This is a genomic window from Roseateles sp. DB2 (assembly GCF_051857535.1).
Classification (GTDB): domain Bacteria; phylum Pseudomonadota; class Gammaproteobacteria; order Burkholderiales; family Burkholderiaceae_C; genus Roseateles_B.
The window spans coordinates 25,252-44,556 of sequence record NZ_JBPZGY010000021.1; the positions used below are offsets into that span (position 1 = coordinate 25,252).

Consider the following 19,305-nt stretch of genomic DNA (forward strand, 5'->3'; position numbering starts at 1 on the left):
CACGCCCTACCAGCTCGTGGGCACGCTCTCGGCCCTGAACTGCGACAGCTGCCACAAGGCCGGCTTCGCCAGCTGGACCCCGGCACGCCTGCATGCGAGCGTGAGCGTGACGAACCAGTGCTCAAGCTGCCACCTCTCCGCCCGCCCCGCCACGGCCGTGCATGCGGGCCAGACCGTCTGCGAGAACTGCCACAAGAGCACCAGCACCTGGACCGGTGCCAAGGTTGACCACAGCGGTTTCACCGTCGCCACCAACTGCAGCAGCTGCCACAACGGCAGTGCGGCCACCGGCAAGCCGGCAGCCCACATCCCGGTCGGCGTCACCAACTGCATCGCCTGCCACGGCACCAGCAGCTGGAAGCCGACGAAGTGGAACCACACCCAGGTCACCGTGGTAAGTCAATGCAGCAGCTGCCACAGCGGCGCCTATCCGCCGGCCGACGGCAGGCCCGCCAGCCACATCCCCTATCAGCTGCTGACAGGCGTAGCCATCAACAACTGCGACAGCTGCCACAAGAGCGGCTATGCCAGTTGGGCAGGTGGGCGCTTCCATGCCAACGTGAGCGTGAGCGGCCAATGCAAGACCTGCCACTCTGGTGCCTACACCTCGCAAGGTGCCACGGCCAAGCCAAGCAACCACATCCCCGAGACGCAGCTGCTCAACGGCAGTGCCATGGAATGCAGCGCCTGCCACACCAGCACCACCAGTTGGGCGCAGAAGATGAACCACAACGGCAGTCAAGGCAGCGGCGCAGGCTGGTGCAAGGCCTGCCACGCCAGCGGCACCACCTACCTGGGCAGCATGGACCGCAAGTCCCTGACCCACCGCACCAAGACACCTGTGCCAACGGACTGCTCCGAATCCGGCTGCCATCGACCACTGGGCAGCAGGGGCAGCACCTACATCAAATGGGATTGAAATCGTCGTGAACCTGAACTCCCTCCGCATCCCACTTGCCCCGCTGGTGGCCGCCTTGCTCGGGCTGGCGGCCGGTGGCCTGAAGGCCCAGATACTGGACGAGGCCGAGCTGCGCCGCAGTGGCGATGACGCCGTGCTCGTGCTGCGCTTCGTCACGCCGGTGCAGTACATCCGCAACGTGGCAGGCCGCAGCGGCGATCTCGGGCAGGTCTACTACGACATCCTGCCTACCCGTGACACGCTGAACCTGATCGTGGCAGAGCGCCGTCTGCTGGACAGCCGGGGCGCGCCGCTGGTCATCGTGACCGACGAGGGCACCGGCACCCTGGAGCGCAGCCGCAAGCTGGTCCTGCGCTTCAACCGGGGGCTGAGCTACCAGGTGCGGCCCGGCGCCAATGCACGCAGCCTGGAGTTGGTGTTGAAGGGCCAGGGGGCCAGCCTGCCATCACCCGGCACTGCCGCCACACCCTTGGCAGCCCCGCCCCCTCAAGGCCCAGTGCTGGTGCTGCAGACGCTGGCGCCCGGCGAAGAGGCATTGCCCATCCCGGCCGCCCTGCAGAACTACAACGTCCAGATCCGCCAGCAGCCGGACCGCCCTGGCCGCGAGGTGCTGGTGACGGGGCTGCGCGACGCGGCCGAGGGGGAATCTCTGCGCCTGTTGGTGCGCGGCCGCTTCCCGCAGGCACGCGTTGAACAGGGTCAGGTCTTGCCATCGGCACAGGCCTCGTCGCAAGCACCGGGGACGCCCCTGGGCACGGCCACGGCCACCCCAGCCGTCGTCTCCGGCGAGTCGAGGCCCGAGTCCGTGGCCGCCCTCTCGCAGGCCCGGCAGCTGATGGAACAGGGCGAGCACACACCTGCCATCGCCAAGCTGGAGGACCTGCTCGCCCTGCCGCCGCACGCGCAGACGGCCGAGGCCCAGGAGCTCATCGCTCAGGCCCGCTGGCGGCAAGGCGACCCTGAACGGGCGCGTGCCGAGTTCGAGCTCTACCTGAAGCTCTATCCGCAAGGGCCGGGCGCCGCGCGGGCCCGCGAGGCCCTGCTGACGCTGGCGCCCCCGCCCGTGCAGACCGCTCAGGCAGCCGGACCGGGCGAGAAGGGGGCGACCACCACACTCAGCGGCTCGATCTCCAGCTTCTACTACGGCGGACAGTCCAAGATCCGCACCCAGGACTTCCAGGACTCGCCGCTCAGCGGCCTTCCGGAGCTGGTGAACGACGCGACGCTTTCCGGCACGGACCAGCGGCAGATCATCAGCAGCGTCGACATCAACTGGCGCCGCCGCGACGCCGACAGCGAGCTTCGCCTGGTGCTGCGCGACACCTACACCGCCGACCAGCTCCGCAGCGACCGCAGCAAGAACAAGCTGTCGGCCCTCTACGCAGACTACAAGCTGATCCGGCAGGGCCTGCAGTTCAAGGTGGGCCGCCAGTCGCCCAGCGGCGGCGGCGTGATGGGCCGCTTCGACGGCCTGCAGCTGGGCTATCGGCTGGCCCCCAAGTGGCGCATCAACGCGGTGGCAGGCCGCCCGACGGACCCCCTGCTGGATGCGAAGCGCTCCTTCTGGGGCGGCTCCATCGAGGCCGACGAGCTGGGCAAGGGCCTGGGCGGCAGCCTCTATGCCATCGAACAGCGCGTGGACGGCGAACTTGACCGCCGCGGCCTCGGGACCGAGCTGCGGCTGCTCGCCGGCCCGGTGACGGCCATGGGCACGCTGGACTACGACCCCACCTACCGGAAGCTCAACATCGCCTCGCTGCAGGCCACCTGGCAGGGCGCAGACAACACCATCGTCAACGCGCTCTATGACCGTCGAGCCACGCCCATGCTGATGCTGGGCAACAGTCTCTTCTTCCAGAACCCGGTGCTGCAGGTCCAGGCCCGCACGCTCTACGAGCTGCTGCAGACGCAGTCGCTGGACCTGCTGCGCCAGCAGGTACGGGACACGACGGCCTTCAGCACGCAGGGCATGCTCAGCGTGACCCACCCGCTGAACGCGAACTGGCAGCTGGGGGCCGACGTCCGCCTCACCAACGTCGGCGCTCTGCCGCCCGTGGCGGACATCCTGCCCAACGGTCAGCCGGGGACCGGCAACGTATGGAGCCTGGGCAGCCAGCTGATCGGCACCAACCTCTACTCGGCCCGCGACACCCACGTGCTGCTGCTCACCCTGCTCAAGGGCCCGACCTACAGCGGCCAGCTGCTGTCGTACAACAACTCGTCTGCCCTTGGCGAAGGCTGGCTGCTGGAGCCGTCAATCCGCTTCTACGCACAGCAGGACGACAGCGGCAACCGCACGCAGCGCTGGGCGCCGGGGCTGCGTGCCAGCAAGCGCGCCACGGGCAAGCTGGTGGTCGAGGGTGAGCTGAGCATGGAGTTCAGCAAGTCGGACGGCACCATGCGCAGCGAGTCCTCCAAGCGCAGCTTCTACTACCTGGGCCTGCGCTATGACCTCTGAGGCCGGCTTGCTGCTGCATGCCCGTGAGCTGCGCTGCGAGCGCGGTGGACGCGCGGTGTGCACGCCGCAGAGCTTCAGTGTGTGCGCCGGCCAGGCGCTGTGGCTTCGGGGGCGCAATGGCAGCGGCAAGACCAGCCTGCTGCGCGTGCTGGCCGGCCTGGCAGCACCCGCGGGCGGCGACCTCTGGCGCGCCCCGCACACCGGCATCCTCTATGCCGGTCACCAGAACGCCGTGAAGGACGACCTGAGCCTCTTCGAGAACCTGCAGTTCCTGGCGCAGATGGGGCAGTTGCAAGGGTCGGACACCGAAGTCCAGGCAGCCCTGCGCCAGTGGGGACTGTGGGCGGCGCGGCATCGTCCGGCGCGGGTGCTGTCCCAGGGCCTGCGCCGACGTCTGAGTCTGGCCCGCCTGAGCCTGGCTGAACAGCGCGCACTGTGGGTGCTGGACGAGCCCTTCGATGCGCTGGACGACGATGGAGTCTCGGTCCTGATCGCTCAGATGTACGCCCACCACGTGCGCGGTGGCGCCACGGTGCTGAGCAGCCACCTGAGCTGGCCGGCCGGTGCGGCGGAGCCCGCCCAGCACTGGCTGCACCCCCAAGGCGCACCGTCATGAAGCGCAGTACCGCCCTGGCCCCCGGCGCGACCGTGCTGCGGCGTCCTGCCCGCGCCCCATCGCTTGCCGTCCTGATCCTGCGGCGCGACGCCAGGCTGCTGTGGCGTCGCCCTGCCGATGCCGCGCTGGCGCTGGGCTTCTTCGCACTGGCGGCGGCGCTGCAGCCCCTGGGCCTCAGCCCGGATCCGAACCTGCTGCGGCAGATCGGCCCGGGTGTGCTCTGGGTCGCGGCCCTGCTGTCGGCGCTACTGCCCCTGCCCACCCTGTTTGCCGTGGACCAGACCGACGGCACGCTGGAGCAGGTCATGCTGTCCCGCCTGCCGCTGTGGCACTACGCCCTGGCCCGCGTTGCCTTTCACTGGCTGGCCAGCGGGGCCCCGCTGGTGCTGCTCGCGCCGGTGCTGGGCGCCATGTACGGCCTGCCGCCCGATGAACTGCTCACCCTGGCCGCCGGCCTGCTGCTGGGCACGCCCGTGCTGAGCCTGGTCGGCGGCCTGGCCGCCGCACTGACCCTGGGCCTGCGCTCGGCGGGCACGCTGATCCTGCTGATCGTCCTGCCGTTGATGGTGCCGGTGCTGGTCTTCGGCACGACGGCCGTGCAGGCGCTGCAGGGCGGGCAGTCGGCCTCGCCCCACCTGTCGCTGCTCGGTGCCGACCTCATCCTCAGCGCGATGGGCCTGCCCTGGCTCATCGGCCACGCCCTGCAGATCGCCCAGGATTGAATGCCGCCGGAGTTGCCCCCATGTCCCTCGTCCATCCCCTGGCCCCTGACGGCAGCCCGCAGCGCGCGGCCCCCCGCCGCTTCTTCGCCCTGGCGGCGCCGGCCCGCTTCTACCGCGCCACCCAGGCCTGCGCCCCCTGGCTCTGGGCCAGCGCCACGGTGCTGGCGCTGCTCGGGCTTTGGATGGGCTTCGTCGTGGCGCCCACCGATGCCGTGCAGAGCGAGGCCTACCGCATCCTCTACATCCATGTGCCGACGGCCTGGCTGTCCATGGTCATGTACGTGGCCCTGGCCTTCTGGGCCGTCATCGGCTGGGCCTGGCGCGTGCGCATGGCCTCGATGCTGGCGCGTGCCATTGCCCCCACTGGCGCGCTGTTCACCGCCATGGCCCTGTGGACCGGCGCCTGCTGGGGCAAGCCCACCTGGGGCACGTGGTGGGTCTGGGACGCACGCCTGACCAGCGAGCTGATCCTGCTCTTCCTCTACCTCGGCTACCTGGCCCTGAGCAGCGCCATCGAGGACCCACGCCGCGCGGACCAGGCCGGCGCCCTGCTGGCACTGGTGGGCGTGGTGAACGTGCCCGTCATTTACTTCTCGGTGCGGTGGTGGAACACCCTTCACCAGGGCGCCAGCATCAGGGCGGACGCGGCGCCCACCATGGCCAGCACGATGTTGGCGGCCCTGCTGCTGATGACCTTGGCGGCCTGGGCCTATGCCTTCGCCATCGTCTTCGCGAGGGCCCGCGCCATCGCGCTGGAGCGCGAACACGACCACGAGTGGGTGGCGCAGCTGCGTCGCCAGGAGTTCTGAGCATGGACATGCACACGCTGACTGAATGGCTGTTCCTGAAGGGGTACGGCACCTATGTGTGGCCGGCCTACGGCCTGTGCCTGCTGACCGTGATGGTCGAACTGACCGCAGTGCGGCGACGCCTGTCGCGCGCGCTGAGCCCGCAGGGCGACACGGAACCTGCAGACCGGGAGCACGCATGAAAGCCCGTGATCGACGTCTGCTCGTCGCAGGGGGAGTCCTCGCCGGCCTGGCCGTGGCGCTGGCGCTGGTGATGAATGCCTTCCGCAGCAATCTGGTCTTCTTCTACACACCCACGCAGGTCCAGGCCGGCGAGGCGCCGCAGGGGCGCGTCTTCCGCGTCGGCGGCCTCGTGGAGGTGGGCAGCGTGCGGCGCGAGGGCGTGAAGGTGCGCTTCAGGGTCAGCGACACCCAGCACGGCATGCCGGTGGAGTACGAGGGCCTGTTGCCGGACCTGTTCAAGGAGGGCAAGGGCGTGGTGGCGCAGGGCCGACTCCAGGCGGGCGTCTTCCGTGCGCAGGAGGTGCTCGCCAAGCACGACGAGAACTACATGCCGCCCGAGGCAGCCGAGGCCCTGGATCGGGCCCGGCGCGGCGGCACGCTCAAGACCGGGGGCCGAGAATGATGGCTGAACTCGGACACCTGGCCCTGTGGCTGGCGCTCGCAGCCAGTCTGGTGCAGGGCAGCCTGCCCTTGCTGGGCCTCGCACGGGGCCGCGCGGACTGGCAGGCCCTGGCACGCCCGCTCGCCCATCTCATCGCGGCGCTGGTCGGCCTGGCCTTCGCGGCGCTGACGGCCTGCTTCGTGCGGGACGACTTCTCCGTGCTCTATGTGGCGGAGCATGCCAACACCGCCCTGCCCCTCGCCTACAAGATCGCCGGGGTGTGGGGTGGCCACGAGGGTTCGCTGCTGCTGTGGCTGCTGATGCTGCAGGCCTGGACCGTGGCCGTCGCCCGCTTCAGCGCCCACCTGCCGGCGGCACTGGTGTTGCGGCTGCTCGTGGTGCTGTCGTGGGTCGGCACGGGCTTCCTGCTGTTCATGCTGCTGACCTCCAACCCCTTCGAGCGCCTGTGGCCAGCGCCGCCGGATGGCAATGACCTGAACCCGCTGCTGCAAGACCCAGGCATGGTGATCCACCCACCCATGCTCTACATGGGCTATGTGGGCTTCTCCGTGGCCTTCGCCTTCGCCATCGCAGCCCTGCTGGGGGGGGAGCTGGACGCGCGCTGGGCCCGCTGGACCCGCCCCTGGACGACCCTCGCCTGGGCCTTCCTGACGGTCGGCATCGCCCTGGGCAGCAGCTGGGCCTACTACGAACTGGGTTGGGGCGGCTGGTGGTTCTGGGACCCTGTGGAGAACGCCTCCTTCATGCCCTGGCTCGTGGGCACCGCGCTCATCCATTCGCTGGCGGTCACCGAGAAGCGCGGTGCCTTCAAGTCCTGGACGGTGCTGCTGGCCATCCTGGGCTTCTCACTGTCACTGCTGGGGACCTTCCTGGTCCGCTCCGGCGTGCTGAGCTCGGTGCATGCCTTCGCCTCGGATCCGCGGCGGGGTCTGTTCATCCTGGTGTTCCTGGGCGTGACCGTGGGCGGGGCGCTGGCGCTGTATGCCTGGCGGGCTCCCAAGGTGGGCCTGGGCGGCCGCTTCGCGCTGCTCTCGCGCGAGACCCTGCTGCTGTTCAACAACGTCATGCTGCTGGTGGCTGCTGCCGCCGTGCTGCTCGGCACGCTGTACCCGCTAGCGCTCGATGCGCTCGGCCTGGGCAAGATCTCGGTGGGCGTGCCCTACTTCGAGGCCGTCTTCGTGCCGCTGATGGCGCCTCTGCTGTTCCTCGTCTGCATCGGCCCGGTCGCGCAGTGGAAGAAAGCCGAGCTGCCCCATCTGGCGCGCCGCCTGCGCTGGGCGCTGGGACTGGCCCTGCTGAGCGGTGTGCTGGCGACCTGGCTGGCCGGGCAGCTCCACTGGCAGGCCGCGCTCGGCCTCGGCCTCGCCTTCTGGATCCTCCTGGGCACGCTGGCGGAGCTCAAGCCGACAGGTGGCGCCTGGCGCAGCCTGCGCCAGCGCAGTGCCGCGCAATGGGGCATGAGCCTCGCCCATGGGGGTCTCGCGGTGTTCATCATCGGCGTGGTGATGGTCAAGACCTACGAGGCTGAGCGCGATGTCCGTGCCCGCAGCGGCGACGTCATCAGCCTGGGCTCGCACCAGTTCCGCTTCGTCGGCGTGCGAGATGTCCAGGGCCCCAACTACATCGCGGCACAGGCCGAGGTGGCCGTGCTGCGCGAGGGTCAGGTCTTGACTGTTCTGCGTCCCGAGAAGCGCGTCTACCGCGTCCAGCGCAACCCCATGACCGAAGCCGCCATCGCGCCCGGCCTGCTGGGCGATCTCTACGTGGCCCTGGGTGAGGCGCTGGACGACGGTAGCTGGACGCTGCGCGTCTACTTCAAACCCTTCGTCGACTGGATCTGGGGCGGCTGCGCGCTGATGGCATTGGGCGGCCTGCTGGCGGCCAGCGACGTCCGCTATCGCCGACGCGCGGCACAAACCAGCCCCATGCCGACGTCAGGCGGCCGCGCCTTCCAGGAGGCACAGGCATGACGTCCGCGCCCCGCTCCCATCAGGCCGGCGCGCTGAGCTGGCGCGTGCTGCTGCCGCTGGCGCTGTTCGCCCTCCTGCTCTTCTTCCTGGCACGCGGCCTCTCGCGCGACCCGCGCGAGGTACCCAGCCCGCTGATCGGCAGGCCGGCCCCGGCGCTGGACCTGCCCCGGCTCGACGACCCCGGCCAGCGCGTGCAGGCCACGGCGCTGCGCGGCCAAGTGTGGATGCTCAACGTCTGGGCGAGCTGGTGCACCGCCTGCCGCGAGGAGCACCACACTCTGCTGAACTTCGCCCGCCAGGGCCGCGTGCCCGTCTATGGGCTCGACTACAAGGACGGCCCCGCCGAAGGTCAGGCCTGGCTCGCACAGTTCGGCAATCCGTATGTGGCCTCGGCCTTTGACGCGCAGGGCCGCGCCGGCATCGACTGGGGCGTGTATGGCGTGCCGGAAACCTTTGTGATCGATGCGCAGGGCGTCGTCCGCTACAAGCATGTCGGGCCCCTCACGGCAGCCGTCATCGCCGAACGCATCGAGCCCCTGCTCAAGGAACTGGAGCGCACGAAATGAGCTCGCAAGCCATCCGTCTTGGCGTCCTGTACGGCCTGGTCCTCGCCGTGATCATGGCGCTGGCGCTCCCCGCACGCGCCAGCGAGGCCAGGGACAGCGCTGACGATCCCGCGCTCGAGGCCCGCATGCTGCATGTGGCCTCGCAGCTGCGCTGCCTGGTCTGCCAGAACCAGACCATCGCCGACTCCCACGCCGGCCTGGCCGTCGACCTGCGACGCGAGATCCGCAGCCTGCTGGCCCAGGGACGCAGCGAGACCGAGGTGCTGCAGTTCATGACTGAACGCTACGGCGACTTCGTGCTCTACCGCCCGCCTGTCGACGCGCGCACCTGGCTGCTGTGGTTCGGTCCGCTGGCGCTGCTGGCCGTTGCCGCTGGCGGGCTCTGGCTGCACCTGAGGGGGCGGGCCCGCCGCCCCGAGACCGACTTCGAGACCAGTCCAGATGACCTCGAGAGCGACGCGCCTGCATCGCCCCAGCAAGGAGTGAGTCCATGAGCAATGTGCAGCAACTGCGCGCGCAGATCGAGCAGCTGGACCAGCTGCACCGCGATGGCCTGCTGTCTGACGAGCTGCACCGCAGCTCCAGGCAGCAGCTGGAGCAGTCCCTGGTGGCCGCCGTGCTGCAGACGAGCGCCGCACCGGCTCCCTCGCCCGCTGCGGCACCATCCAGCCCCGCGCCCGTGCGCCGCCAGTCAGCCGTCGGGCGCACGACCTGGGCGGGCGTGGCCGCCTTCATCCTGCTGGCCGGCGGGGCAGGCTATGCCTGGAAGGGCGCCCCCGCTGCGTGGACCACCGCCGGCGCCGGCACAGCCGCCATGTTGGCCACCAGCGCTGACGGCGCCCCCCCTGCCCCCCAGCAGCAGGCGCCGCACGCCCTGGGCAATGACCAGATGCTCGAGATGGTGCAAACCCTTGCGAAGCGCCTGCAGGCCCAGCCCGAGGACCCCGAGGGCTGGGCCATGCTTGCCCGCTCCTACGCCACGCTGGGCAGGCACGCCGAGGCCCAGCCGGCCTATGCCAAGGCCCTGGAACTGAGCCCGGCTGACGCGGCGCTGATGGCCGACTACGCGGACACCCTGGCCCTCCAGCAGGGCCGCATGCTGCAGGGCAAGCCGCTGGAGTGGGTGCGCAAGGCCCTGGCCGCCGACCCTCGGCAGCCCAAGGCCCTGCTGCTGGCCGGCACCGAAGCCTTCGACCGCAAGGCCCATGCCGAGGCGGCAGGCTTCTTCGAGCGGGCCCTGCAGAGCGCTGCACCGGGCAGCAGCCTGGGGGCGCAGGCCCGCAGCGCCCTGGAAGACGCGCGCCAGGCCGGCGGCTTGCCGGCGAGCCCCACGCCAGCGCCCCAGGCTTCTGGGGACGCCCGCATCCAGGGCCGCCTGAGCCTGGCCCCGGCGCTGGCGGCGCAGGTCAAACCGGACGACACGGTGTTCGTCTTTGCCCGACCGGCAGAGGGCGCGCGAATGCCGCTGGCGGTGCTCAAGCGCAAGGCCTCGGAACTGCCCTTGGACTTCGTGCTCGACGACTCCCTCGCCATGAGCCCGCAGGCCCGCCTCTCCGGCGCAGCGCAGGTGGTTGTCAGCGCCCGCATCAGCCGCAGTGGTCAGGCCCAGCCCCAGCCGGGCGATCTGCAGGCGCAGCCCTCGGCACCGCTGGCGCTGGGCAGTACCGGTGTCACGCTGCAGATCAGCCAGACCGTCCGCTGACACCGAGGGTGGGCCTGAGCCACCGGACCTCAGGCCTGGCCGTACTTGGTCTCGAACTCGATGCCCATCTGCTGCAGCAGCGGGATGGGCAGCACGCCGCCGGCGCAGACGATCACGGCCTCGTTACGCCGCGAGAGCAGGCCCTCGGGGCCCTTGAGTTCGACCTCTGACTCGTGGATGGCCAGGACCTCCGTCTCCAGCAGCAGCTCCAGCCGGCCCTTCCGATAGCTCACCTCCAGAGCCTGCCGGTTCTTGGGCTTGACGCGATTGAAGGACGCGCCCCGGTAGGACAGCTGCACGGTCGTGCCCGGTTGCTCGGCCAGTTGCAAGGCGGCCTCGAGCGCGCTGTCACCGCCCCCCACGACCAGCACGTGCTGGCCCCGGTACTGTTCGGCATCCACCAAGCGATAGACCACCTTGGGCCGCTCCTCGCCCGGCACGCCCAGCTTGCGAGGGCTGCCGCGCCGACCAATGGCCAGCAGCACCGAGCGGGCCCTGTGCACCCCGGCGCTGGTATGCACGACAAAGCCCTCGCCGACCCGCTCGATGCGCTCCATGCGCTCGCGGAAATGCAGGCGCAGCCCCGTGCGGCCCACCACGTCCTGCCAGAAGTCCAGGAGCTTCTCCTTGGAGACCTCGGTCATCTGCACCTTGCCGACCAGCGGCAGGTGCACCGGCGCGGTCATGGCGATCTTGGCGCGCGGGTAGTGGTAGACCGCCCCGCCCAGCGAGTCCTCCTGCTCGATCAGGCAATAGCGCAGCTGCCTCTCATGCGCCGCCAGCCCGGCGGCGATCCCGGCCGGGCCAGCGCCGACGATCAGCACGTCCAGTTCATCAGGGCCCGCCTTGCGTCGCCGGACCGATTCGATCGCCTGCACGCCCTGCGTCGCGGCCTTGCGGATCAAGCCCATGCCACCGAGCTCGCCGGCGATGAACAGGCCCGGCACATTGCTCTCGAACTGCGGCGACACCCGGGGGATGTCAACGCCGCGTCGTTCCGTCCCGAAGACAAGGGTGATGGCCGTGACAGGGCAAGCGTCCGCGCAGGCGCCGTGGCCGATGCAGGCCGAGGCGTTGATCAGCGTCGCCTTGCCATTGACGATGCCCAGGGCCCCCTCCGGGCAGGCCGTGACACAGCCGCCCGAGCCGATGCAGCGGCTGTCACTGACCACGGGATGCAACGAGGCCGGCTCGTTGAGGCCCGCCGCTGCGGCCTCTTCCCGCGCCTGGGCGTTGCCCCGCTCGCGCCGGTGCCTGAGGGCCAGATGCAAGCCGATGGCCAGCGCGGCCCCGCCGATGTACAGGGCCAGGTAGGGGCTGCTCATGCGAATCGGTCCGGGGTGCATTCCATGGTTTCACCATGCGGCAATTCCCTGAAGCCCAGATGAAGTTGCCGTAGAGGCATGTCCGCAATTTCCATGTCAGACGGCCGCGGCAGAGTCACCGATGATGAGAGCGGCATCTGAATGGGGTAGGCATGCGCTTGTTGCTGGTCGAGGATGACGAAACCCTGGGCGAAGGGCTCAGCGGATTCCTGCGCCTGGAGGGCCATGTGGTGGACTGGTTCCGAAACCTCCTCGACGCCCAGACCGTGGCCAGCGAGCCCTACGACGCCCTGCTCGTGGACTGGCAGTTGCCGGACGGCTCCGGCGTGGACTGGGTCCGCCGGCTGCGGGACCGCGGCGAGAGTCTGCCCATCATCATGCTCACGGCCCGGGATCGGCTGCAGGACCGCATCCTGGGGCTGGACAGCGGCGCGGACGACTACCTCGTGAAGCCCTTCCGGCCCGAGGAACTTGCTGCCCGACTGCGGGCGCTGCAGCGTCGGCGCCTGGGCCATGGGCAGGCGCGCGTCAAGCTGGGCGAGGACCTGGAACTGGACCTGCGTGGCCATGTGCTGATGCGCGGCGATGAGCCGGTGATGCTCACGGCCCGGGAATGGAGCCTGCTGGAGGCGCTCGTGGCGCGGCAAGGCCGCGTGGTGTCCAAGGGCGACCTGGAGGCCCTGTGCAGGGGCTTTGACAACGACATCGCCAGCAACGCCCTCGAGGTTCATGTGTTCAACCTGCGCCGCAAGATTGGGCGCCACGCCATCGAGACCGTACGCGGTCTGGGCTACCGGGTGCCCAAGTGAACGAGTCCGAGCGCCTCCTGCCTTCGCTCCAGGGCGAGCTGAGCCGCCGCCTGACGCTGCTCAGCGCCTCCTGGCTGCTGGCCCTGGTGCTGGTGTTGGCCTGGGGTGTCAAGCACGAGGTGGACGAGTTGCTGGATGATGCCCTGCGCGAGGCCGCGGAGCTGATCTACGGCATGGTCGCGCTCAATGCCCCCTTGCCGGGCAACGCCGGCAGCGACATCCTCCCGGCCCCGCCGCATGAAGAGCACATCGTCTGGCAGATCGTGGACCACGAGGGCCGGCTGCTCAAGCGTTCGCACCGAGCCCCCGCCGCCGCCTTCTTCGACAAGGCTCGCGAGGGCTTCGCCGACGGGCCGGAGCATTGGCGCGTCTACGGCATGCACCTGCCCGGGCAGCCTGCCCTGCTCTACGTGGCCCAGCGAGGGGCGGAGCGGATGGAGTCCGGGCACGAGGCGGTCGTCTTCGTCGTGCTCAGCGCCGTGGTGGTCAGCCTGTTCTGGACCGTGGTCCTGCGGCGCCGCGTGGCGGCGACCCTGCGCCCGCTGGGGGACATGGCCCGGCAGATTCCGCTCTACGATCCCCTGCGCCCCTGCACCAGCCTGCCTCCGGCCGACCGCGCCGAGATCGCCGCCATTCGCGGTGCGGTGGCCGAGCTCGGGCAGCGCCTGGCAAGGCGCATCGAGAACGAGCAGGCCTTTGCTGCCCATGCCGCCCACGCGCTGCGCACGCCCCTGGCCGGCATGGACGCACAGCTGGCGCTGGCCGAGCGTGAAGCCGGCCCAGACGCCCAGCCCCGGCTGGCCCGCACGCGGGCCGCCGTCGAGCGGCTCAAGCGCGTGGTGCAGTCCCTGCTGGCCTTCTTCCGCCCGCAGGCGGAGATGGAGCTGCAGACCGTGGCCCTGGCGGATCTCGTCGCCCAGTTGCCGGTGGAAGGTCTGCAGATTGAGCTGGAGGGGGAAGGCAGCCTCTACTGCGACCCCAGCCTCATGTCAGCCGCGGTGGCGAACCTGATGGACAACGCCGTGCGACACGGCGCACGGCGCCTGCGGCTCAGCGCGGACAGGCAGGAAAGGGGTCAGGTCTTGCGCATCTGTGACGACGGCCCCGGTCTTGATGCAGAGCGCCGTGCTGGCCTGCTGAGGCAATTGCTTGGCACGTCGGCAACGGCCGCAACGCCGGTGACCGAACCCAGGGTGGAGAGCCTGGGCCTGGGACTGAAGCTGGCGGCCCTGGTGGCGCAAGCCCACGAGGGCGAGCTGGACCTTGCGGCCGGCGAGCCCGGCTGGCCCGGCCTGCAGGTGGTCCTGAGGCTGTGGCAGCACGCCGAGCTGCCTGCGGGGCTGCGGGACGGGGAACCGATGCAGCGGGTACGGGCCGGTGGGGTGAGGGGCTGACGAGGTGAGCGACCTTGCCATGCCGGGGTGCCATGCCGCATCGCTAGCCGGCTTGCTGGCTGTGGACCAGCGGTCGGGTACGGAAGGCTTGCAGCGCAGGTTCTGGCTGCGGTGGGAAAGGCGGGTAGGCCGTACAGGACTTGATACAGGACTTGATACAGGACTTGATACAGGACTTGAACCTGTGACTAATGGATTGTGAGGTGAGCCGAGGGCTCAAAGGTGTCTAGGGAAGCTCGAGCAGATTCAACCGGAGCAGTCGTGACCTGGCAACAGGCGGGAATCTGCGAACTCCGCCTCCCTACAGTTAGGAATACGCGGATGGACTGATAGTCTCCATCCATGGCAGCATTCCTCCGCCGGAGCGCCTCGGCTCCGTGATGAGGAGATCTCCATCTTGAACGAGCAGGGCAGGAGTCACCACCAAGTCTTCGTCAGCTATGCGCATGCAGACGACCTCCCGATGGATGAGGGCGTTCCAGGTTGGGTGAGTTCGTTCGTCGACAAGCTGAGCCGGGCCCTGGCCCGCCATGCGAACGGTGCCTTGGTCGACTTCTGGATGGACCACTCCCTGGAGCCACAGCGCAAAGTCACCGACGAGCTGAAGCTCAAGGTGCGTGAAAGCGCGGTGATCCTGGCCTTCATCTCGCCACGCTACCTGGTCTCGCCCTGGTGCCAGCAGGAGATGGCCACCTTTGTTGCCGAAGTAGGTCAGGGCATTGCCGGTGACCGCGTCTTCCTGGTCGAAGTCCTGCCTACCCAACGCGAGCAATGGGACGCAGCCATCCGGGACCTCACGCCGGTAACCCTTTGGACAGGGAGCATGACCCAGCCCGCCCCCCGCACCAAGGGTTGGCCGGTGCCTGATCCGCGCGCGGATCGGGACTTCTGGGACGACGTCAATCGACTGGCTGGCGTGTTGGCGCGCCAGCTTCAGGTCCTGCCACCGGCCATTCCGGCCCCGCCGCCTCCGGCCGAGCAGCCCACCCCTGTGCTGCCACCGCCCAGCGCCAATGCGGCATCTGCAAGCGAGGTCCTGAACATCGTGGTCCATGCGGCCGACGACGAGGACAGCAAGTTCGTCAGCCAGACCCAGGCGCTGCTGGGCGAACTGGATGTCGACGCCTACCTGGCGCCAGGTATGGCAGAGGGCCAGACGCCCGCACAGCACCGCGCCGCCGTGGAAGGCCTGTTGCGCACCAGCCATGGCGTGCTGGTGGTGTACGGTTCCTCGCCACCCACCTGGGTGCAAGCCAAGCACGTCGAGGTTCGCAAGCTATTGGCCCTGGAGCGGCCCGGCGCCTGTACCGGCGTTCTGGAAGGCCCTCCTGAAGACAAGCCGCCGCATGGCCTGCCGCCTCGTGGACTGATGGTGCTGGATTGCCGCAGAGGCCTGCAAAAGGAGGAGCTGAGTCGCTTTGTTCAGTTCCTTAGACAACAGCGTTTGGCGATGAGCGGCCATGTTTGACCTGCATCCCGTAGATGGCCCCTATCCCGGGCTGCGTCCGTTCGAGCCGCATGAAGGTGAGATCTTCTTCGGGCGTGAACGCCACACCGACCGACTCCTGGAAATCCTGAAGCGAGAGCGATTCCTGGCCGTGGTCGGCCCCTCCGGTGGCGGCAAGTCCAGCCTGGTGCGTGCGGGCTTGCTGCCAGCGCTGGCTGGCGGTCGACTGGGCACCGGCAGCCATTGGCGCCTGGCGCTGCTGCGCCCGGGCGCCCAACCCCAGCTAGCGCTGGCCACGGCCCTCGTCAGCCGCCACGCGCTGGGGCCGGAGCTGGGCGCAGGCGATCAGGACGCAGCCCCCCCCAACCCAGTCCCCTCTATGACGGCGGCGACCGCCGAGCAAGCCACGGCCGACGCAGCGCTGGTGGCCGCCGAGTTGCGCCGCGACGAGCAGGGCCTGGCTCGCGTGCTGGCCACAGCGCAGGCAGAGCGCCAAGCCCGCAACAGGGCTCGGAACCTCCCGAATTCTGCTTTGCCGACTTTGAATCTCCTGATCCTGGTCGATCAGTTCGAGGAGCTGTTCACCTACCGATCCGCAGCACCTGACCCAGCTGAAGCGGCTCGTTTCATCGGCCAGTTGCTGCAGCTGTGCAGGCACGGCGAGGCTCCAGGCATCGAGCCCGAACTCGGCGGTATCCGCGTGGTGGTGGCACTGACCTTGCGCACTGACTTTCTTGGCCATTGCGTGGAATTTGCCAACCTGCCCGAGGCCATCAACCACGCCCAGTACCTCACCCCCCGCCTACGCGACGACGAGCTGCGCCTGGCCGTGACCGGGCCGGCACGCCTGTTCAAAGGCGAAGTGGATGGCGCACTGGCCGATGCAGCCATCGCCCAAAGCACCGGCAATCCCGACCAGCTGCCAATGCTGCAGCATGCGCTAGCGCAATGGTGGCTGCAAGCCAAGCACATCCAGCCTCAGCATCCGGTGATCAATAGCGCCTGCACGGAGCGCGCGGGCGAAGTTGGGGAAGCCCTGGACCGGCATGCCACGCGTTTGTACAAGGCGATGTCGCCAGAGGCACAGCACGCCTGCGAGTGGCTGTTCAGGGCGATCACGGCGGGGCGTGAAGGCGCCGACGCGGTACGCCGGCCTCAGCGCTTGTCCGACATCTCGATCTGGAGCGGTGTGCCAGTCACAACGCTCGAGCAGGTGGTACGAGAGCTGGCCTCGCCCGAGGTGAGTTTCTTGCATCACGGTACCAGCCTGGATGGCGACAGCGTCATCGACATGACTCACGAGGCGCTGATGCGCCAATGGGCCCAGCTGAGAGTCTGGGTGGCCGACGAACTGCGGCAGGCCCAGGCTTTGCAACGCTGGCAAGCGCGGGCCGACGAACGCGGCAGCGGTGGCCTGCTCGCCAAGCTGGACCTGGCGCGGGCACTGGGCTGGTGGAACCCGGATGCGGTCACAACCGCCAACGGCCAGGCATGGGTCCCAACACAGGCCTGGAGCTTGCGCTACCAAACCACGCCAGCCACCCTGCTTGAAAAGTCCTTGGTCGACGAGTCTTCCAGCTTCCTGCGCCTGCGTCAGTTCCTGATTGATTCGCGCGAGGAAGCCCAGCGCCAGGAAGCCGTCGAGCAGCAGCGCCAACTCGATGCCGCGCAGCAGGCAGAGCGTGAGCAGGCTACGCGCCGCTTCCGCTACGCAGTCTTCGTTGGGCTGGTTTGCTCCGTCGCTCTGTTGGTGGCAGCGGTCTGGCAAAGAGATCAGGCGAAAGCTCAGATGAATGCTGCGCGCGAGGCCAATGAGATAGCTACCCAGAAGCAGGAGAGCGCGGCCGCCGCTTGGGAAGAAGCCAGAACCGCTCAAGATGAGGCCAAAGAGCGCTTGCGCCAGGTCACGCTGGTAACCCAGTACTTTGCCGGGGCCATCGACGCCACCCGACTGGATCAGGCTGTGGCGGCTGACCAGGAGATCCAGAAGATCCTCAAACGTTCGACGCCCGCCGATGTTCAGCGGCGCGCCCGGACGCCACTGGAGATCTGGGCCAAGGACGTCGACCGCGACAACGTACGCGCCACCTTGATGTTATTGGGCTTTCCTATAGAGCCACGCAAAGCCAAGCTGCCTGCAGATGCAACCAACGCCGTGTGGGCAGGCACCGCTGTCCCAGCCGACGACACCAGGCTCGTGGCATTGGGTCTGATACGTGCCGGCATTCAGGTTCTGTCGGTCGGGCCTATCCAGCCCGGGATCGTGGGACGAGACCGCCAGGTTCTTCAGGCCGGCGCAAGCCGGGAGCCCTTGGGTTGCCGCGCGTTTTCCGTGGCCGAACTGAGCAGCATGACTGAGTTCACCCGAGAGACTCGCGACCACTGCAAGATACGCCCGCGGGGGTCGTGAAAGCGCAGCTACGGTGCCCGAGTTCACGGTACAGAAGATGACCGCTTCCGATCGCAAGCTGAGACTTTCGCTGGTTGAGGCCCGAACCCTGACGCCCGGAAAGCAGTGATCCTCCGCGAGATCCGTACCTTGGGAAACGCAGCCACGCACGAGGCAGCTGGCCCTTCTCTTCGCTCCAATCCAGCCCCAACCATCAACGTCAGTCGCCTCGGATCGCGTCAAGGGTTCGCTTCGCCAGAGGCTCACCCGGCCCCTTCATTTCATTCCGGGCTGCGGCTTCCGCCCTGCCCTTGACCCGTTCCTCTGCTGTTGCACCGGACGCCACGCTGTAGCCAACTGTTCGCCTATGTGCAGCCGCAATGCTGAAACGCTGAAACGCTGAAGCGCTCACAAGCGTTCTGCCAGTACGCTTTCAGCCCAAGGACCAAGGCAGCAAGCGGGCGATGTTGAGGGCGTCAGCGAGAGCGCGGTGGTGGTCTCCCTCGATCTCAAACCCGGCGATCTGTAGGGGCTTGGTCATACCTACTTGCTTGATCTTCCGCCGCTTGGCGGAATGGGCCTTGAGGTTGACGTGGGCAGCCCGGCAAGTGGGTCAGGGACGCGGTGCCGGACGTTCTCGCGCTCGATCTGGCGCCGGTCGGAGGCTCCCCAACTCACGCGGTTGACAATCAGGACACCGGCAGAGCGCCTTGATCGTCCTAAGCTGTTGATTTTATTGGTAGGCCGTACAGGACTTGAACCTGTGACCAAAGGATTATGAGTCCATCCAATACGGCTGCAATGGGGCCGCTTTGCACGGCAGATCAACAACTTAGCCGTTATTGAACCCACGTTGCCGCGGCATTGACCAGCTATGCCGTTGACACTTGGTTGACGCTTACCGGCTATCGGCCGAACAGCTCAGAATGCGTGCCCGTCCGGACAAACTTTACCGATGGCCCGTCAAGCTGATAGATCAGCAGGAAGTCACCGCCGACATGGCATTCTCGAAAGTCGCGCCAGTCACCTGCAAGCTCGTGATCCAGGTACTCAGGCGGCAACGGGCCATCGTTAGCGATGAGCAGCAACATGACCTCTTTCAGACGCCGCATGTCGTAGCGTCCTGAGTGGGACAGGCCCTCCCAGTCCTTGCGGAACTGCTTCGTGTAGTCGCAGCTACGCGGTGGATTAGTGCGCTTTGCGCTTGCTGGCTTTTTCTTCGAGGTCATTCAGCAGTTCCTGGCCCGAATCGAAGCGTCGGCCAGACATCGAACGAGCCTCCTCCATTGCCGCAATGGTCTTTGCATTAGGCGCCTTAACCTCGAAAGGCAGGCCATTCTGCGCAACCACTTGATGCAAAAAGAGTCGGATAGCGTCGCTAAGGCTGAGCCCACATTGAGCCAACACTTCAACGGCACTGTCCTTCAGCTCCGGTTCGACGCGCGACCGCACGTCCGTCGATTTGATAGCAAGAGTGTTCATAGGACCCCCCGGTCAGTGTAGCTACATTGTAGCCACAACCGGCACACATGTGAAGTAGCCCCCCCCACACGA

The 19,305-nt window shown here is 68.3% G+C and carries 19 protein-coding genes and 1 tRNA gene; 15 read left to right on the forward strand and 5 right to left on the reverse strand.

Going from position 1 to position 19,305, the window contains the following annotated elements; genetic code table 11:
• From ACS5PK_RS21150 to ACS5PK_RS21200, 11 genes are all read left to right on the forward strand, one after another.
• On the forward strand, positions 1-919 hold a 919-nt coding region (locus ACS5PK_RS21150; RefSeq protein ID WP_439442251.1), incomplete at its 5' end, for a hypothetical protein.
• Positions 920-926: 7 nt separating this feature from the next.
• The gene (locus ACS5PK_RS21155) at positions 927-3,377 is read left to right on the forward strand and encodes a hypothetical protein (protein ID WP_439442252.1); all 2,451 of its coding nucleotides are present in this window, start codon (positions 927-929) and stop codon (positions 3,375-3,377) included.
• Positions 3,367-3,993: a heme ABC exporter ATP-binding protein CcmA gene (ccmA, locus tag ACS5PK_RS21160; RefSeq protein WP_439442253.1), complete on the forward strand. Its 627-nt coding sequence runs from the start codon at positions 3,367-3,369 to the stop codon at positions 3,991-3,993. Before ACS5PK_RS21155 ends, ccmA begins: the two co-directional genes overlap by 11 nt.
• On the forward strand, positions 3,990-4,715 hold the full coding sequence (gene ccmB / locus ACS5PK_RS21165) for a heme exporter protein CcmB (protein WP_439442254.1): 726 nt from the start codon (positions 3,990-3,992) through the stop codon (positions 4,713-4,715). Before ccmA ends, ccmB begins: the two co-directional genes overlap by 4 nt.
• 20 nt (positions 4,716-4,735) lie before the next feature.
• Positions 4,736-5,524: a heme ABC transporter permease CcmC gene (ccmC, locus tag ACS5PK_RS21170; RefSeq protein ID WP_439442255.1), complete on the forward strand. Its 789-nt coding sequence runs from the start codon at positions 4,736-4,738 to the stop codon at positions 5,522-5,524.
• A gap of 2 nt (positions 5,525-5,526) precedes the next feature.
• The gene (ccmD, locus tag ACS5PK_RS21175; RefSeq protein ID WP_439442256.1) at positions 5,527-5,706 is read left to right on the forward strand and encodes a heme exporter protein CcmD; all 180 of its coding nucleotides are present in this window, start codon (positions 5,527-5,529) and stop codon (positions 5,704-5,706) included.
• Positions 5,703-6,149 carry a cytochrome c maturation protein CcmE gene (ccmE, locus tag ACS5PK_RS21180; protein WP_439442257.1) on the forward strand — a complete coding sequence of 149 codons (447 nt, stop codon included), beginning with the start codon at positions 5,703-5,705 and terminating at the stop codon, positions 6,147-6,149. The genes ccmD and ccmE overlap by 4 nt, the downstream gene beginning before the upstream one ends.
• A complete protein-coding gene (locus ACS5PK_RS21185) occupies positions 6,146-8,119 on the forward strand; it encodes a heme lyase CcmF/NrfE family subunit (RefSeq protein WP_439442258.1) in 1,974 nt (657 codons plus the stop codon). Before ccmE ends, ACS5PK_RS21185 begins: the two co-directional genes overlap by 4 nt.
• The gene (locus ACS5PK_RS21190; RefSeq protein WP_439442259.1) at positions 8,116-8,685 is read left to right on the forward strand and encodes a DsbE family thiol:disulfide interchange protein; all 570 of its coding nucleotides are present in this window, start codon (positions 8,116-8,118) and stop codon (positions 8,683-8,685) included. Before ACS5PK_RS21185 ends, ACS5PK_RS21190 begins: the two co-directional genes overlap by 4 nt.
• Complete coding sequence (locus tag ACS5PK_RS21195; RefSeq protein ID WP_439442260.1) at positions 8,682-9,179, forward strand: cytochrome c-type biogenesis protein; 498 nt, start codon at positions 8,682-8,684, stop codon at positions 9,177-9,179. The genes ACS5PK_RS21190 and ACS5PK_RS21195 overlap by 4 nt, the downstream gene beginning before the upstream one ends.
• Positions 9,176-10,387 (forward strand): tetratricopeptide repeat protein, encoded by a 1,212-nt coding sequence (locus ACS5PK_RS21200; protein ID WP_439442261.1) that lies wholly within the window; start codon positions 9,176-9,178, stop codon positions 10,385-10,387. The genes ACS5PK_RS21195 and ACS5PK_RS21200 overlap by 4 nt, the downstream gene beginning before the upstream one ends.
• A gap of 29 nt (positions 10,388-10,416) precedes the next feature.
• Here ACS5PK_RS21200 and ACS5PK_RS21205 read toward each other — a convergent pair whose 3' ends face one another.
• A complete protein-coding gene (locus ACS5PK_RS21205; protein WP_439442262.1) occupies positions 10,417-11,712 on the reverse strand; it encodes an NAD(P)-binding domain-containing protein in 1,296 nt (431 codons plus the stop codon).
• Between the two features lie 152 nt (positions 11,713-11,864).
• Here ACS5PK_RS21205 and ACS5PK_RS21210 point away from each other — a divergent pair, with 152 nt between their 5' ends.
• From ACS5PK_RS21210 to ACS5PK_RS21225, 4 genes are all read left to right on the forward strand, one after another.
• Positions 11,865-12,521 (forward strand): response regulator transcription factor, encoded by a 657-nt coding sequence (locus tag ACS5PK_RS21210; RefSeq protein ID WP_439442263.1) that lies wholly within the window; start codon positions 11,865-11,867, stop codon positions 12,519-12,521.
• Entirely contained in the window at positions 12,518-13,915 is a 1,398-nt protein-coding gene (locus ACS5PK_RS21215; protein ID WP_439442264.1) for a sensor histidine kinase, read from the forward strand. The genes ACS5PK_RS21210 and ACS5PK_RS21215 overlap by 4 nt, the downstream gene beginning before the upstream one ends.
• A 397-nt stretch (positions 13,916-14,312) precedes the next feature.
• Positions 14,313-15,383 (forward strand): toll/interleukin-1 receptor domain-containing protein, encoded by a 1,071-nt coding sequence (locus tag ACS5PK_RS21220; RefSeq protein WP_439442265.1) that lies wholly within the window; start codon positions 14,313-14,315, stop codon positions 15,381-15,383.
• A complete protein-coding gene (locus ACS5PK_RS21225; RefSeq protein WP_439442266.1) occupies positions 15,376-17,772 on the forward strand; it encodes an nSTAND1 domain-containing NTPase in 2,397 nt (798 codons plus the stop codon). Before ACS5PK_RS21220 ends, ACS5PK_RS21225 begins: the two co-directional genes overlap by 8 nt.
• 412 nt (positions 17,773-18,184) lie before the next feature.
• Here ACS5PK_RS21225 and ACS5PK_RS21230 read toward each other — a convergent pair whose 3' ends face one another.
• The 4 genes from ACS5PK_RS21230 to ACS5PK_RS21245 form a co-directional block, all read right to left on the reverse strand.
• Entirely contained in the window at positions 18,185-18,292 is a 108-nt protein-coding gene (locus ACS5PK_RS21230; RefSeq protein ID WP_439442267.1) for a DNA polymerase III, read from the reverse strand.
• 196 nt (positions 18,293-18,488) lie between these two features.
• Positions 18,489-18,574, reverse strand: a tRNA-Met gene (locus tag ACS5PK_RS21235).
• A gap of 82 nt (positions 18,575-18,656) precedes the next feature.
• Positions 18,657-18,980: a type II toxin-antitoxin system YafQ family toxin gene (locus ACS5PK_RS21240; protein WP_439442268.1), complete on the reverse strand. Its 324-nt coding sequence runs from the start codon at positions 18,978-18,980 to the stop codon at positions 18,657-18,659.
• The gene (locus ACS5PK_RS21245; RefSeq protein WP_439442269.1) at positions 18,940-19,233 is read right to left on the reverse strand and encodes a type II toxin-antitoxin system RelB/DinJ family antitoxin; all 294 of its coding nucleotides are present in this window, start codon (positions 19,231-19,233) and stop codon (positions 18,940-18,942) included. Before ACS5PK_RS21245 ends, ACS5PK_RS21240 begins: the two co-directional genes overlap by 41 nt.
• Positions 19,234-19,305: the final 72 nt, after the last annotated feature.